We start from the raw sequence: 14,498 nt of genomic DNA, 5'->3' as shown, positions 1-14,498 counted from the left end.
CGCGCCTTCCTTCCGTACGTAAGGGGAGAGGCCGGCAACGGTGACACAGCCATTCGAACTGCCTGACTTCTACACGCCCTACCCGGCGCGGTTGAACCCGCATCTGGAGACGGCGCGTACGCACTCCAAGAAGTGGGCCCGCGAGATGAGGATGCTGGAGGGCTCGAACATCTGGGAGGAGAAGGATCTCGACGCCCACGACTACGCCCTGCTGTGCTCCTACACCCACCCGGACTGCGACGCGGATGCGCTCTCGCTGGTGACCGACTGGTACGTCTGGGTCTTCTTCTTCGACGACCACTTCCTGGAGAAGTTCAAGCGGACGCTCGACCGGAAGGGCGGCAAGGAGTACCTCGACCGGCTGCCCGCCTTCATGCCGATGGACCTGACCGCGGCCGTTCCCGAACCGGCCAATCCCGTCGAGGCGGGGCTCGCCGATCTCTGGGCGCGCACGGTGCCGCATATGTCCATGGCGTGGCGGAAGCGGTTCGCCGAGAGCACCGAGCATCTGCTCAATGAGTCGCTGTGGGAACTGTCCAACATCAACATCCACCGGGTGCCCAACCCCGTCGAGTACATCGAGATGCGCCGCAAGGTCGGTGGCGCGCCCTGGTCGGCGGGCCTGGTGGAGTATGCGACCGGCGCCGAGGTGCCCGCGGCCGTCGCCGGCTCCCGTCCGCTGCGGGTGCTGCGCGACACCTTCTCCGACGGGGTGCATCTGCGCAACGACCTCTTCTCCTACCAGCGGGAGACGGAGGAGGAGGGCGAGCTGAGCAATGGCGTCCTGGTGCTGGAGACCTTCTTGAACTGCACCACCCAGGAGGCCGCGGACGCCGTCAACGACCTGATCACCTCGCGGCTGCAGCAGTTCGAGAACACCGTGGTCGCCGAACTCCCCGCGCTCTTCCTGGACCAGGGCCTGGATCCCAAGTCCTGTGCGCAGGTGCTGGCGTACGCCAAGGGGCTCCAGGACTGGCAGTCGGGTGGCCACGAATGGCATCTGCGCTCCAGCCGCTATATGAACGGCGGCGGGTCCGCGGCCGGCACCTCGCGGCCCTGGTCGCCCTTCTCCTTCGGTGGACTCGGCACCTCGGCGACGGATCTGAGGACCGCGCTGACCACGGCCGGTGCGCACCGTTTCCGCAGCTCCACCCATGTCCCGCACCAGAAGGTCGGCCCCTCGCGCATCCCCGACCTCGCCATGCCCTTCACCACCACCCTCAGCCCGCACCTGGAGGGCGCCCGCCACCGCGTCGTCGCATGGGCGCGCCGCATGGGCATTTTCGGCCCGCAGCCCGGGGTGCCGCTGTCCGATGTCTGGGACGAGCCCGCGATGGTCCGCTACGACCTGGCGCTGTGCGCGGCCGGTCTCCACCCGGACGCCACTCCGGAGCAACTGGACCTGGGCGCCGCCTGGCTGGCCTGGGGCACCTACGCCGACGACTACTACCCCCAGGTCTTCGGCCGGACCCGCGATATCGCCTCGGCCAAGGTGTGCACCGCGCGGCTGTCGGCGTGCATGCCGCTCGACCCCTCGGCCGCCGTGCCCGAGCCGGTCAACGCGATGGAACGCGGGCTGGCCGACCTGTGGGCACGTACGGCGGGACCGATGACCCCCGAAGCGCGCCGGATGTTCCGTGAAACCGTCGACACGATGACGGCCAGTTGGATCTGGGAGCTCGACAACCAGGTCCACCACCGCATCCCCGACCCGGTCGACTACATCGAGATGCGCCGCGCGACCTTCGGTTCCGACCTCACCATGAGCCTGTGCCGCATCGGCCACGGCCGGCAGATCCCACCGGAGGTCTACCGCACCGGCACCCTGCGCTCCCTGGAGAACGCCGCGGCCGACTACGCCTGTCTGCTGAACGACGTCTTCTCCTATCAGAAGGAGATCGAGTACGAGGGCGAGGTCCACAACGGCATCCTGGTCGTCCAGAACTTCTTCGACTGCGACTACCCGACCGCGCTGAACATCATCAATGACCTCATGACCTCGCGTATGCACGAGTTCCAGCATGTCGCGGCCCATGAACTCCCGGTCGTCTGCGACGACTTCGGCCTGTCGCCCGAGGTCCGCAAGGCACTCGACGGCTACGTCCGCGAGCTGGAGAACTGGCTGGCCGGCATCCTCACCTGGCACCGGGGCTGCCTGCGCTACACCGAGCCCGAGCTGCGTCATCCCACGGGTTCGCCGGGGTGGCTGGGCGAGCAGACCGGGCTGGGGATGTCGGCGGCCCGCCTCTTCAGGGCGTCGGTCGCGGGGGTGGGGTAGGCGGTAGCCCGGTCCGCCGTCTGGAGTTCCCGCGCGTGTACCTGCCCCGGCACGATGCCGGGCTGCCCGAGGGAAAGCCGGACGACAGCCCGTCCACCGAAACGGCCGATGAGCGCGGTGAGCCGGCCCGCGGTCGGCTCTTCGTTGCCATGACCCGTGCCCCGCGACGTCGCGACGTCCTCTGGCCGGGCAGCGTCCGGCCGGAGGGCGGGCACTGGCCGTCCGGCCACGGGACGGGCACCGGCCGTCCGGCCGCAGGACGGGCGCTGACCCTCCGGCCGCAGGACGGGCACCGACCCTCCGGCCACGGGACGGGCACCGGCCCACGGGCGGCGTCCGGCCCGTCCCTCGAACAGCGGCCCCAGGGCCCGCAATGCCTCCCGCGGGCTCCTGCTGGCTGGTGAATATCCCGTCCGAGGTGAATATCCCGATATGTCATCGGGAACCCCACATGGCGAAATCCCGCACGGGTGTGACCGAGGGCCGGACCGCTGCCCATGGCTGACGAGGAGTTCCGACTGTGCGACGCATGATCGCTTTGCTTGGCGCTGTGGCCTTCACGGGGGCTTCCGCCGCGTTCGGCCCCACTGACGCCGAGGCCGTCTCCGGCGTCATCACGTACCACATCCGGCAGGGCAACCGGATGTACCGGATCGAGGATCCCGGCGACGACCACTGCTACGGAGTGGGCGAAGGGTACGGCGAGGTGGACAACGACACCCCCACCGACCTCGTTCTGTACAACGGCCGCGACTGCTCCGGATCGGTGGTGACCACCGTGCGCGCCGGATCCTGGCGCAACGCGCGGTTCGGGAGCCTGCGGCTGAGCGCGAACGGCCCGCGGTATCCGCAGGAGCCGGAGGACCGGGACACCACAGCGCGTTCGGACGACCCGGGTGACCCGGACGGCCCGGCGCGTGCGGATGACCCGGCGCGTGCGGATGGCCCGGGAGACACGGACGGCCCGGCGTCTTCGGGCGGCCCGGAGGACGCGGACGGTCCGGGGAACGCGGACGGTCCGGGGAACTCGGACGGCCCCGGAAACCCGGACGGCCCCGGAAACCCGGATGGTCCTGGGAACGCGGATGGTCCTGGGAACGCGGACGGTCCTGAGAACTCGGACAGCGCGGATCAGTCTGCCAACACGGAGCGTCCGGCGGACCCGGTGAACGCCGCGCACCCGGTGAGCACCGCACACCCGGTGAAGGCTGGGCATCCGGTGAAGGCTGGGCATCGGGTGAGCACCGCGCACCCGGTGAAGGCTGGACATCGGGTGAACGCCGCGCACCCGGTGAAACCTGCGCACCGGGTGAACCCTGCACACCGGGGGAACACCGCAAAGCGGGTGCGCCCGGGAAGTCCGGGGAGTCCCGCGTACCAGGGGAGTCCCGTGTACCAGGGGAGCCCCATGCGCTCGGGGAGCCCCGTCTACCCGGGCACCGGCCTCATGTACCCCGGCCTCGTGTACCCGGGCCTCGTGTACCCGGGGTTCGCCGGCTGACGTGCACCCCGCTCAGCCGCGCCGCCACGCTGCCGCGAACTCCTCGAAGCTGCGTGGCGGGCGGCCGGTGAGGCGCTCGACGGTGTCCGTGACGCGGTCTTCGGCGCCGTCGGCAATGGCGCGGTCCAGGCCGGCCAGCAGGGTGGCGAACGCGGCGGGCATCCCGGCAGCCAGACGGTCGTGCAGCTGGTCGTGGGTGAGCGAGCGATGGCGTACCGGCCTGCCGGTGAGGGCGGTGAGGGTGGCGGCGATGTCGTCGTAGCTCAGGGACTGCGGCCCGGTGAGCACCAGGTCGGCGTCCGGGATTGCCGGTTCGTCGGTGAGGGCGTGCACGGCGACGGTGGCGATGTCGTCCGCGTCGATGAAGCCGACGCGGCCCTTACCGGTCGCGGTCATGATGACGCCGCTGGTACGGATGCTCTCCGCGTGCGGGTGGCGGCCGGTGAAGTTCTGCATGAACCAGGAAGGGCGCAGCACGGCCCATGCCTCGAAGAGGCCCGGGAGCGCCGCATGCACCTGGCCCACCCCCGGGCCACCGGCGGGGATGGCGGAGGAGCTGAGGAGGACGACGCGGCGGGTGCCTGCCGAACGGGCCCGTTCGAGAAACGGGATCATCACGGCGGCCGGGTCCGGGGCCGCGGTGGGCGGGACGAGGTAGAGCCGGGCCGCTCCCCGCAGTGCGGCGTCGTGGGTGGCCGGGTCGTACCAGTCGAAGGGGACGGCCTGGGCGCGCGGCAGCTCGGGAGCGTGGCGGGCGGCGGCTCTGACGGGGTGTCCGAGCGCGGTGAGCCGGCGCACGACGCGGCTGCCGGTGGTGCCGGAGGCTCCGGTGACCAGGATGGTGTCGCGGTCTGTCATCGTCACTCCGTCAGGACGTGGGGGCGAGCGGAGACTTCGCCTCGCTCATGGAGGCCGGTACGGCCAGCGGGTTCCAGTAGTCGCGGTAGTGGGTGATACGGCCGTTCACGACCGTCACCACGGCGATATATGCCATCTCGCACGGGGCGCCGGATGCCACGATCCGGCCGACGGCACGCATTTCGACGACGAGGGTGCCGGGGGCATCGGTCCGGTGGATCTCCACGTAGGGGAACGCGTGGAGGTCGAGGTGATCGGGGTAGTCCCGCATGTACGCGGCGATTGCCGCCTTTCCCTCCAGCCGCTTCGGATAGCCGTCCGGGGCGAAGGGGAACTCGAAGACCGCATGGTCGTCGAACAGGGCCACCCAGCCGTCGATGTCCTTGTCCAGGAGCAGTTGCAGCCCGTGGCGGTAGAGATCTGCCGGTGGTGTCGCCTGCGCCGTGGGGGCCATGGGGTGCCCGCCTTCGCTGCCCTTGAGGGGCTTGCCGCGTGCGCTGCCCTCGACGGGGTTGCCGCGTGCGCTGTTCTTCATGGGGGCGTCTCGCCTCTAGACTGGGGATGCGATGCGGACCGATGGTCCGCTTAACCGCTGTCGAGACTATACGGACCGACGGTCCGTTTCGTAAGGGGGGCGCTCCCACCCATGGCTGAACGCAAGGCGCGCGCGGATGCGCTCCGTAACCGCGAGGCCGTTCTGTCGGCCGCCGATGAGCTCTTCGCCCGCAGTGCGAGCCCCCGCAGCGTGTCGATGGACGACATCGCGGCAGCGGCCGGTGTCGGCAAGGGGACGCTCTTCCGTCGCTTCGGTGACCGCACGGGCCTGATCCGGGCGGTGTTCGACGCACGGATCGAGCCCCTGCGGCAGGCCGTGGTGGAGGGGCCGGCGCCGCTCGGGCCGTCGGCAGCACCGCACGCGCGGGTGCCGGCGCTGCTCGACGCCCTCCTGTGCTTCAAGCTCGACCACCGCCATCTTTCCCTGGCCCTGGAGGAAGCCGGCAGCGGCAGCCCGTACCAGGGGGCGTCGTACGCGTGGTGGCACGGCATCCTGCGGGAGATGCTGGAGCGGGCCGATACGGAGATCGGTGCGGCGGCCGATACGGCGGCGGCCGGTGCGGCAACCGGGGTGGCGGCTGGGGCGGCGGCTGCTGCAGCGGCTCGGGACGGTGACTTCGCCGCGCACGTGCTGCTGGCCGCGACCCGGGCCGATCTGGTCGAGCACCTCGCCGGCCAGGAAGGGGTGACCCGCGATCGGCTGAGGGCCCAACTGGCCGTTTTCGTGGCCAGGGTGCTGGGTGCCGGGTGAGGGCTGCTGGGTGAGGGGTGAGGGGTGAGGGGTGAGGGGCCTGGGTGAGGGGCAGGTGGCCTGAAGCCGCCGCACCCTCGCCGCTCATTCCCCTGCGGGGCGGCCGGCCCAGCTGGTCAGCGCACGGACCCGTTCGGTGCGGCGGGTCTGTACATCCGTGCTGCGGGTGGCCCAGGCGATATGGCCATCGGGGCGGACGAGGATCTCGCGCACCCCGTCAAGGTCGGTGCGCGAGTCGTACTCGGTGACGCCGAGTGCGGTCACCCGCTTTCCCCATGCGGTCTCGACGGACTGCCGCATCTCCTCGTCCCCCGCCAGGTCGAGCAGGACGAACCGGCCGTGCGGGAGGAGTTCGTAGACGCGTAGCGCCGCTGAGCCGGTCGCCGTCAGAGTGATATCGGGCATCCGCCGTCCCGCCAGCGGGTCGGCATCCGCGCCGGTGGGCGGATAGGCGGTGTCGAGCGCGGAAACCAGCCCGGCCAGGCGGCGGTTGACCTCCTCGATGCCCAGGAGTTCGGTCAGCAGCCCGCGCAGTGCGGCGGCCGGCCGCTGGTACGGCGAGACCAGGGTCAGCTCCGCCAGCAGCGTCTGGACCTCGGTGTTCTCTGTGACCGCCTGCCCGACCGGATGCCGCTCGGCGTGGTAGCTGTCGAGCAGGCCGGGCGGGGCCCAGCCGTTGATCTCGGCAGCGAGCTTCCAGCCCAGGTTCATCGCGTCCTGGAGCCCGGTGTTGAGGCCCTGGCCGGCCGCCGGGAAGTGGATATGGGCGGCATCGCCCGCCAGCAGGACGCGCCCGGCACGGTAAGAGGCCGCGAGACGGGTGGCGTTGCCGAACCGCGACAGCCAACGGGGCTGCGCCACCCCGCAGTCGGTGCCGCAGATCCGTCGCAGGGAGGCCCGGAACTCGTCGAGCGTCAGCGGTTCGGCGGACGGTGTCCGCATCCGCTGTGGATCCAGGAGGACTATCCGGGTACCGCCGCCCGTCCGTCCGCCCGCCGGATCCTCCGTTCGCGGGCCTGCCGGGCCCTCCGTCCACCCGCCTGCCGGGTCCTCCGTGCACCTGCCTGCCGGGTCCTCCGCGCGGTCGCCCTTCGGGGCGGGCCCGGTCAGGGGCTCCGGTTCCAGCGGTACGGCCAGTACGCCATGGGCCCGCGCGCGGTCGAGGGCTTCCGGGGCGACGTCCGCGAAATCCCCGAGCGCTCCGCTCAGCGTCTCGTCGGTGCCGGGAAAGCCGATCCCGGCGGCCCGTCGCACCATGCTCCGCCCGCCGTCGCACCCGACCACATACCGTGCGCGTACGGTCTCCACGGTGCCGCCGGGGCCGCGGACCGCCACTTCCACGCCGGCCTCGTCCGGTCCCCCGCTGCCCGTGCCGTTGCCGGCGGCATTCTGGCGCAGCCCGACCACCTCGTATCCGCGCCGGACCGGCACGTCGAGTTCCTTCGCGCGTTCCGCCAGCAGCTGTTCGGTGCGGGCCTGGGCGAGGAACAGGGTGTAGCCGTGCCGGGTGTCCAGGGTGCTGAAGTCCAGCCGGGTGTCCAGTCCCGCGAAGTGCCACCCCGGCACCCGGCGCCCACCTGCCAGGAACCGGTCCGCCAGGCCCCGTTGGTCCAACAGCTCGATACTGCGCGGATGCAGTGTCAGTGCCCGTGAGTCCCGCTGTGCCGTGGCCCGCCGTTCGAGGATCTGCACCCGTACGCCGCCCAGCGCCAGTTCGGTCCCGAGCATCAGCCCGGTCGGCCCCGCGCCCACCACGATCACATCGGTGTCCGGGGCGATGCCGGTGCCGGTTCCGGTTCCGGTGCCGGTGTCCGTGTCGGGGGCGGTGCCGGTACCGGTGCCGGCATTGATACCGGTCCCGGCGTCGGTGTGGATGTCGGCTTTGGTATCGGCATCGGCATCGGCAGCGGCAGCGAGATCCCTGGCGGCATGCATGACTGGCCTCCGGTCGAGTTTCTGCTCAGCTTTAGTGAACAGTGTTCACGTGAACGCTGTTCACTATAATGAGATGCATGAGTTCCGCGTCAACCCCCAGCTCTCCCGATGCCCGTGCCGCTGCCACGACACGGGGCCGACCCCCGAAACTCGACCAGGCGCGCACCGTCGAAGTCGCCCTGGCACTGCTGGACGAGGTCGGGCTCGATGCACTCACCATGCGGCGGTTGGCCGAGGCCATGGACGTACGGGCCGGTGCCCTGTACCGCTACTTCGCGACCAAGCACGAGCTGCTGACCGCCATGGCCGAAGCGCTGCTGGCCGACTGCCTCGAACGGCCCCTCCCGTCAGCGGACTGGAGCGAGCGCCTGGCCGAACTGGCCCGCCGCATGCGGGCGGCGCTCCTCGGCCGCCGGGACGGGGCCCGCGTCTACGCCGGCACGCACTCCACCGGCAGTCACACCCTCGGCTTCGCCGACACCCTCATCGGTGTGCTGCGCGAAGCGGACTTCGCCCCCGACGACGCCGCTCGTGCCGCCCTCACGCTCGTCCACTTCACCATCGGCCACACCCTGGAGGAGCAGGCCGCCCTCCAGGTCGCGGGCGACGGTCCGGCGGACCCCGACCGGCTGCGCGCCGCGGTGACGCCGGCGCAGTACCCCTATCTCGCCCCCGCGCTGCCGGTGTTCACCAGTGCGGACTTCGCCGCGCACTTCGCCTTCGGGCTGCGGCTGCTCATCGCAGGGCTGCGGGCCACCGGGCCCGGCCCCACGCCCCCGCCTGCCGGCGGTTGACGGCCGGCCCCGGGCGGCCGATGCCGGGTGAGGCCTCCGCCCCACTGCCGTGGGCCGCGCCTACCGCCCGTTCAGGTACGCCAGCACCGCCAGCACCCGTCGATGCCCGCTGTCGCTCGTCGGCAGTCCCAGCTTCGCGAAGATATTTCCGATGTGCTTGCTCACCGCGCGGTCGGACACCACCAGCAACTGCGCGATCGTCGCATTGTCCCGGCCCTGGGCCATGAGCTGCAGCACCTCACGCTCGCGTGGCGTCAGGGCGTCGAGGGGATCGTCGCGGCGCCGGGTCAGCAGCTCCGTGACCACCTCCGGGTCCAGCGCGGTGCCGCCCGCCGCGACGCGTTCCAGCGCGTTCAGGAACTCGTCGACCCGCCCCACCCGGTCCTTCAGCAGATAGCCGACCCCGCCGGCGCCACCGCCCAGCAACTCCACGGCGTACGTCTCCTCCACGTACTGCGACAGCACCAGAACCGGCAGACCGGGTATCTCCCGCCGCGCCGCCAGCGCCGCCCGCAGGCCCTCGTCACGGAAGGAGGGGGGCATCCGGACATCCAGCACCGCGGCATCCGGGCGGTGTGCGAGCAGCGCGGGCAGCACCTCCGGCCCGCTGGCCGCGACCGCCACCACCTCGTGCCCGGCGGAGGTCAGCAGCAGCACCAGGCCCTCCCTCAACAGGGTGTTGTCCTCGCCGATCACCACACGCACGGCAGCTCCACTTCGATCACCGTCGGGCCCCCGACGGGGCTGGTCACTTCCACGGTCCCGTCGAGCGCCGCGACCCGTCGCCGGATGCCGAGCAGCCCGCTGCCCCCCGGCGCTCCGGCGGCGCCTTCCGCAGGCGAGCCGGTCCCGGCCCCTTCCCCGGGGGAGCAGGTCCCGGTGCCTTCCACAGGCGAGCCGGTCCCGGAATCTTCTCCGGGGTAGCCGGTCCCGGCGCCGCCGCGGCCCTCGTCACGGACCGACACCGTCAACAGGCCGTTTCCGCGGGCCAGTGCCACCGTGGCGCGGTCCGCCCCGCTGTGCTTCGCGGCGTTGGTCAGCGCCTCCGCGACGACGAAGTACGCGGCCGCCTCGACCGCCGCCGGGGCGCGCGGGCCTTCCTCCACCGAGTCCTCGCGCACCGCCACATCGAGGCCGCTGCTCGCCGCCTTCCGCGCAGCGGACCGTGACGTGCGGGCGAGGGCCTCACCCGGGGCTCAGGGGCCAATGCCATCCGGTGCGCCACGACGGGCGCCGTGCGCCCCACCGGCGCGCGGGCAGGACGGACGGGGTCAGGGCCGTGGCATCAGCCCGGAGAGGGTCGCCTCCACGAGGCCGCGCGCATACGACGCGTCCGTCGGGCCCGGCCGGAAAACCAGCCGGTACATCATGGGGGCGACGATGTGGTCCATCACGAGTTCGGTGTCCGGGGCCGGCTCGCCGCGGTCGGCGGCGCGGGCGAGGATGACGTTCACCTGCTCGGCGGCGTAGGCCGAGCACTGGCCCGCATGGCTGCCGTCCGGGTCGCCGGCGAGCGCGTCGCGGAGGTAGGCCCGCCCCGGGGGCGAGGCCATCTCCTCCAGGAACTGCTCGGCCCATGCCTCCAGGTCCGTGCGCAGCGCTCCGTGATCGGCGGGCGGTGCCTCCGGACGGAGGCGCTCGACGGCCACGTCGGACAGCAGCTCCTGGAGGTCTCCCCACCGGCGGTAGATCGTCGACGGCGTGACCCCGGCGCGAGCGGCGACCAGGGGAACCGTCAGTGCCGCACGGCCCTCTTCGGCTTCGAGGGCGCGCACGGCTGCGTGCACCGATTCCTGGACGCGGGCACTGCGTCCCCCGGGGCGGGTCATCGGCCTGGGGCTCATGGCTCCACCTTAAAGGCTCGGAGCCGCACGGGTCCACATAAAAGCAATCTGTTTGCGTTAGCGCCGCGAGCGCGGTAGCGTGTGGCTTAACGCAAAAATATTGCCTTTGGCTCGCGAGAGGACACCTCATGCATGCCGTCAGTGACGCGGTCCCCGCCTGGACGGTGGGTGAGATCACCGTCCGCCGTATCGATGAGACCGCGCTCCCCGCACAGACCGGCCGATGGCTGCTGCCCGATGCCACCCCGGACGTGGTGGCCCAAGCGCCGTGGCTGCAGCGGGATTTCACCGACCACGACGGCACCCTCCGCCTGGCCACGCACAGTTTCGCGATAGAGGTGCAGGGGCTGCGCCTTCTCGTCGACACCGGGATCGGCAACGGCAAACCCCGGACCAACCCCGCCTGGGACCGCCTGGACAGCGACTACCTCCGGCGTCTGACGGCGGCCGGCTTCGCCCCGGACGCGGTGGATCTGGTCCTCCTCACCCATCTGCACACCGATCACGTCGGCTGGAACACCCGCGCCGACAAGGGGGATTGGGTCCCCACCTTCCCCCGCGCCCGCTATCTGACGGCCCGTGCGGAGTGGGACCACTGGTCGGGCCAGGACCTGGACGACGCCCGCCGTCAGATGTTCCGGGACTCCGTCCACCCCGTCCGCGACGCCGGGCTGCTCGACCTGGTCGACGTGCCCGGCGAAGGCGCCACGGTCGCTCCCGGCGTCCGCCTCCTGCCGACCCCCGGACACACGCCCGGCCAGTTCGCCGTGGAGCTGCGCAGTGCCGGGCAGACGGCCCTGATCACCGGCGACTGCATCCACCACCCGGTCCAGCTGCCGCGCCCCGACATCTGCAGCTGTGCGGACGTCGACCCCGCACAGGCCGCCAGGACCCGCCGTAGCCTCCTCGCCTCGCTCGCCGGTACCGACACCCTGCTCCTGGGCAGCCACTTCCCGCCGCCCACGGCGGGCCGGGTCATCGCCGAGGGCGACGCCTACCGGCTCTCACCCGTCGCCCCTGACCGCGCCGTCGCCCCTGACCGCCCCTGACCCCACCGTCGCCCGCCACCGCCACTGCCCCGCCGGTGGCGCCGCCTGTACGCCGCGTCCCGCCCATGGCATCCGGAGGGTTACCCCTCGCCACCCTTAGCCACGTTTAATAAGAAAATCGGCTTTTGTCTGAATTTTCACGCATTTCGCCTTGTTGGAGACAGTTGAGCGTCGTAGCTTGGGAGTTGTCGGAGCCGGTTATCGGTTCGGCAACAACGAAGAATCAACTGGGAGGCGAGTATGAGCTTCCGCAAGGTCTTCCCCAGAAGGCGCAATCGCCACCACGACGATTGGGACGACGACTACGGCTACGGCCGCCGCGGACGCGGGCGTGGCAGGAGGTACGGTCGCGGTCGCAACTTCAGGCGTGGCTTCCGCTACTGACACACACCTCTGAGTTCGAGGCTGGCTCGCGTACGGCGCGGGTCCGCCTCGTCGTTTTAGGGGGCGGTGCCACACGGTCCCGCTCAACAACCCGACCAGCGACGAGATGACGTAGCGATCATGCACCTGCGCAGCTCACGCCGGCGCGGAGAGCGCCCCAAGGCGTCGCCTCAAGAAGGCACGAAATCATCGCCCGTTGGAGAGGGGTCACCCCTGGCGGACGATGCCGATGACAATTCCCCCGGTCCACCGGCCGGTGTGCGGTCAAAGCCGCCGCCGCCCCCGGACCCCGCCATGGACCGCGTGTTCCGCGGGCTCGTCGCGGACACCTCGATCCGTACCAGACGAGTGGGCTTCAAGGAGGCCGTGCGGCGCTTCTGGCCGCTGACCCGGGGCGACCGGCGCTGGATCCTTCTGATCTGCCTCAGTGCCATCGTCGCCGCGGGCGCGGAGACCGTGGCCATCCTGCTGTTCGCCGAACTCACCGACAACGCCCTGCAGAAGGGCTCGGTCAGCGCCTTCTGGAAGCCCGCCGGACTCTGGCTCGGCGTGGCCGTCGCCGGCGCGATCGTCGGATACCTCGGCAACTCGCTCGCCGCCTGGACGGCGGAACGCTTTGTGATGCGGCTACGCGCCCGCGTCTTCGCCCACCTCCAGACGCTGCCGCCGCACTTCTTCCAGCGCAACCGCCGCGGAGACCTGGTCGAGCGGTTGACCGGCGACGTCGACGCCATCGAACAGCTCGTGGTCTCCGGCCTCGTCCAGGCGGCCACGGCCGGATTCGGCGTCATCTTCTACGCCGGAGCCGCGCTCTGGCTGCGCTGGGACCTGGCGCTCGCCACCTTCGCACTGGCCCCGCTGTTCCTGCTCGCCACCACCCGCTTCACCAGCCGGGTCAAGGAGGTCTCCCGCCGGGAACGTGCGGCGGACGGCGCCATCACCTCGGTGGTCGAGGAGGGGCTGGTGAATGTCGTCCTCACCCAGGCCTACAACCGGCAGCGGGACGAACAGGAGCGGCTCCGCCGCGAGGCCCGCAAGTGGCTGCGGGCCTCGGTGACCAGCGCCCGTCTCAACGAGTTGTACGGGCAGGTGGTCGAGGTCCTCGAAACGCTCTGTGTCCTGGCGATCATCGGCCTGGGCGCATGGGAGATCGCCTCGGGGCGGATGACGCTGGGGCAGCTCCTGGCCTTCGCCGCGTTCGTCGGCTACCTCTACCCGCCGATCCGCGACCTCGGCCAGCTCGGTCTGACGGTCACCGAAGCGACTGCCGGAGCCGAGCGGCTGCTGGAAATCCTCGACGCCCCACCCTCCGTCACCGAACCCGACCCCGCGGTCGTCGTGGCGGCACCGCGCCGTGCCGTCGGCGCGGTGGAAGTGTGCCGGGTCGGCTTCCACTATCCCGGCGGCGAGGAGGAGGTACTCCACGACTTCTCCTTCACCGCCGTGCCCGGGGAACTGGTGGTCATCACCGGCCCCAGCGGCGCGGGCAAGTCGACCCTGGCCGCCCTGCTGCTGAGGTTCTACGACCCGGACACCGGCAGCGTCCGGCTGGACGGCATCCCCGTGAACCGGCTGCCGCTCGCCCAGCTCCGCCGGAACATCACGCTGCTGCCCCAGGACACCCTCGTCCTGCACGACACGGTGGAGGAGAACATCGCCTGCGGACACGACGGCGTGACGCACAGCGACGTCGTCGACGCCGCCCGGGCCGCCGACGCCGATGGGTTCATCTCCGCCCTCCCCGACGGCTACGACACGGTCATCGCCCCCGGTACCTCCCGGCTCTCCGGCGGCCAGCTGCAGCGCATCGCGATCGCCCGCGCCATGCTGCGCAACGCCCCCGTGCTCATCCTCGACGAACCCACCACCGGCCTGGACGCCCTGGCCACCCAGCGCATCCTCGGACCGCTCCGGCGACTCGCCGAAGGCCGCACCACCCTCGTGATCACCCACGATCTGGACCTCGCCACGGACGCCGACCGCATCCTGGTCCTGGACGAGGGACGCCTGGTGGAGTCGGGGCAGCATGCCCAACTCCTCGCCGGGCAGGGCCTGTATGCCACCCTCTTCCACGCCCACCCGCCTCCCCGCAACGGCTCCCCGCACCCCGTCGCCCGCCCGTCGGGCAGCCACTAGCCACCAGCCACCAGCCACCAGCCACCAGCCACCAGCCACCAGCCACCAGCCACTGGCGGTGTCGGTCCGGCGCCTGGGCACTGCCGGACCGACACCGCCAGTGGCCATCGCCACGGCCACGGCCACGACCACTGCCACGGCTACCGCCATCGCCATCGCCACGACCACCGCCATCGGCACCCGAGCCCGGGCCGCGAGCGGGACCGTACGCCGTACGGCCCTGCCCCTGGGGCCGCCCTTGCCCCGCCCGCGCGGCTTCCCCCCCGGCTCCCGGGTGCGAGCGCCCGCAAGTCGCCACCCCCGCCCCCCAACCCCCACCCCCAACCCCCACCCCCACCGCCTCCCACTCCCACCCGCTCACTCTCGGTACGCGGGGCGACACGCAAGGCGCATACCCGCCTGGTCCGCCTCCC

10 protein-coding genes and 1 pseudogene are annotated in these 14,498 nt (G+C 71.5%); 5 read left to right on the top strand and 6 right to left on the bottom strand.

What is annotated here, in order from left to right:
- The first annotated feature begins 40 nt into the window (after positions 1–40).
- Positions 41–2,278: a family 2 encapsulin nanocompartment cargo protein terpene cyclase gene (locus tag ACF088_RS16175; protein ID WP_392376405.1), complete on the top strand. Its 2,238-nt coding sequence runs from the start codon at positions 41–43 to the stop codon at positions 2,276–2,278.
- A gap of 1,513 nt (positions 2,279–3,791) precedes the next feature.
- Here the strand turns inward: ACF088_RS16175 and ACF088_RS16170 are convergent.
- Positions 3,792–4,637 (bottom strand): NAD(P)H-binding protein, encoded by an 846-nt coding sequence (locus ACF088_RS16170; RefSeq protein WP_392376404.1) that lies wholly within the window; start codon positions 4,635–4,637, stop codon positions 3,792–3,794.
- A 10-nt stretch (positions 4,638–4,647) separates the two neighbouring features.
- Complete coding sequence (locus ACF088_RS16165; RefSeq protein ID WP_392376631.1) at positions 4,648–5,091, bottom strand: nuclear transport factor 2 family protein; 444 nt, start codon at positions 5,089–5,091, stop codon at positions 4,648–4,650.
- Positions 5,092–5,283: 192 nt separating this feature from the next.
- Here ACF088_RS16165 and ACF088_RS16160 point away from each other — a divergent pair, with 192 nt between their 5' ends.
- On the top strand, positions 5,284–5,943 hold the full coding sequence (locus ACF088_RS16160; RefSeq protein WP_392376403.1) for a TetR/AcrR family transcriptional regulator: 660 nt from the start codon (positions 5,284–5,286) through the stop codon (positions 5,941–5,943).
- 84 nt (positions 5,944–6,027) lie between these two features.
- Here the strand turns inward: ACF088_RS16160 and ACF088_RS16155 are convergent, their stop codons facing one another.
- Positions 6,028–7,671 carry an FAD-dependent monooxygenase gene (locus ACF088_RS16155; protein WP_392376630.1) on the bottom strand — a complete coding sequence of 548 codons (1,644 nt, stop codon included), beginning with the start codon at positions 7,669–7,671 and terminating at the stop codon, positions 6,028–6,030.
- A 284-nt stretch (positions 7,672–7,955) separates the two neighbouring features.
- On the opposite strand from ACF088_RS16155, the gene ACF088_RS16150 reads away from it, so the two are divergent.
- Positions 7,956–8,672: a TetR/AcrR family transcriptional regulator gene (locus tag ACF088_RS16150; protein ID WP_392376402.1), complete on the top strand. Its 717-nt coding sequence runs from the start codon at positions 7,956–7,958 to the stop codon at positions 8,670–8,672.
- A 60-nt stretch (positions 8,673–8,732) separates the two neighbouring features.
- Here ACF088_RS16150 and ACF088_RS16145 read toward each other — a convergent pair whose 3' ends face one another.
- From ACF088_RS16145 to ACF088_RS16135, 3 genes and pseudogenes are all read right to left on the bottom strand, one after another.
- Positions 8,733–9,377 (bottom strand): LuxR C-terminal-related transcriptional regulator, encoded by a 645-nt coding sequence (locus ACF088_RS16145; protein WP_392376401.1) that lies wholly within the window; start codon positions 9,375–9,377, stop codon positions 8,733–8,735.
- Positions 9,365–9,820: pseudogene (locus tag ACF088_RS16140) on the bottom strand (sensor histidine kinase); the annotation flags it as partial. The pseudogene ACF088_RS16140 and the gene ACF088_RS16145, both read right to left, overlap by 13 nt.
- Before the next feature lie 123 nt (positions 9,821–9,943).
- Positions 9,944–10,516, bottom strand: a complete 573-nt coding sequence (locus ACF088_RS16135) for a TetR/AcrR family transcriptional regulator (protein WP_392376400.1) — start codon at positions 10,514–10,516, stop codon at positions 9,944–9,946.
- 128 nt (positions 10,517–10,644) lie between these two features.
- Between ACF088_RS16135 and ACF088_RS16130 the strand changes: the two genes are divergently transcribed.
- Both ACF088_RS16130 and ACF088_RS16125 read left to right on the top strand, forming a co-directional pair.
- Complete coding sequence (locus ACF088_RS16130; RefSeq protein ID WP_392376399.1) at positions 10,645–11,565, top strand: MBL fold metallo-hydrolase; 921 nt, start codon at positions 10,645–10,647, stop codon at positions 11,563–11,565.
- A 678-nt stretch (positions 11,566–12,243) separates the two neighbouring features.
- Complete coding sequence (locus tag ACF088_RS16125) at positions 12,244–14,085, top strand: ABC transporter ATP-binding protein (protein ID WP_392376398.1); 1,842 nt, start codon at positions 12,244–12,246, stop codon at positions 14,083–14,085.
- The last annotated feature ends 413 nt before the right edge of the window (positions 14,086–14,498 follow it).

The sequence above is a fragment of the Streptomyces sp. NPDC015125 genome (genome assembly GCF_043080045.1).
Lineage (GTDB): Bacteria > Actinomycetota > Actinomycetes > Streptomycetales > Streptomycetaceae > Streptomyces.
This window is presented reverse-complemented; position numbering and strand designations above follow the sequence as displayed.

Coding starts and splice junctions, on each gene's coding strand:
- ACF088_RS16170 (WP_392376404.1), bottom strand. CDS start 4,637: ATGACAGACCGCGACACCATCCTGGTCACCGGAGCCTCCGGCACCACC.
- ACF088_RS16165 (WP_392376631.1), bottom strand. CDS start 5,091: ATGGCCCCCACGGCGCAGGCGACACCACCGGCAGATCTCTACCGCCAC.
- ACF088_RS16160 (WP_392376403.1), top strand. CDS start 5,284: ATGGCTGAACGCAAGGCGCGCGCGGATGCGCTCCGTAACCGCGAGGCC.
- ACF088_RS16155 (WP_392376630.1), bottom strand. CDS start 7,671: ATGCTCGGGACCGAACTGGCGCTGGGCGGCGTACGGGTGCAGATCCTC.
- ACF088_RS16150 (WP_392376402.1), top strand. CDS start 7,956: ATGAGTTCCGCGTCAACCCCCAGCTCTCCCGATGCCCGTGCCGCTGCC.
- ACF088_RS16135 (WP_392376400.1), bottom strand. CDS start 10,516: ATGAGCCCCAGGCCGATGACCCGCCCCGGGGGACGCAGTGCCCGCGTC.
- ACF088_RS16130 (WP_392376399.1), top strand. CDS start 10,645: ATGCATGCCGTCAGTGACGCGGTCCCCGCCTGGACGGTGGGTGAGATC.
- ACF088_RS16125 (WP_392376398.1), top strand. CDS start 12,244: ATGGACCGCGTGTTCCGCGGGCTCGTCGCGGACACCTCGATCCGTACC.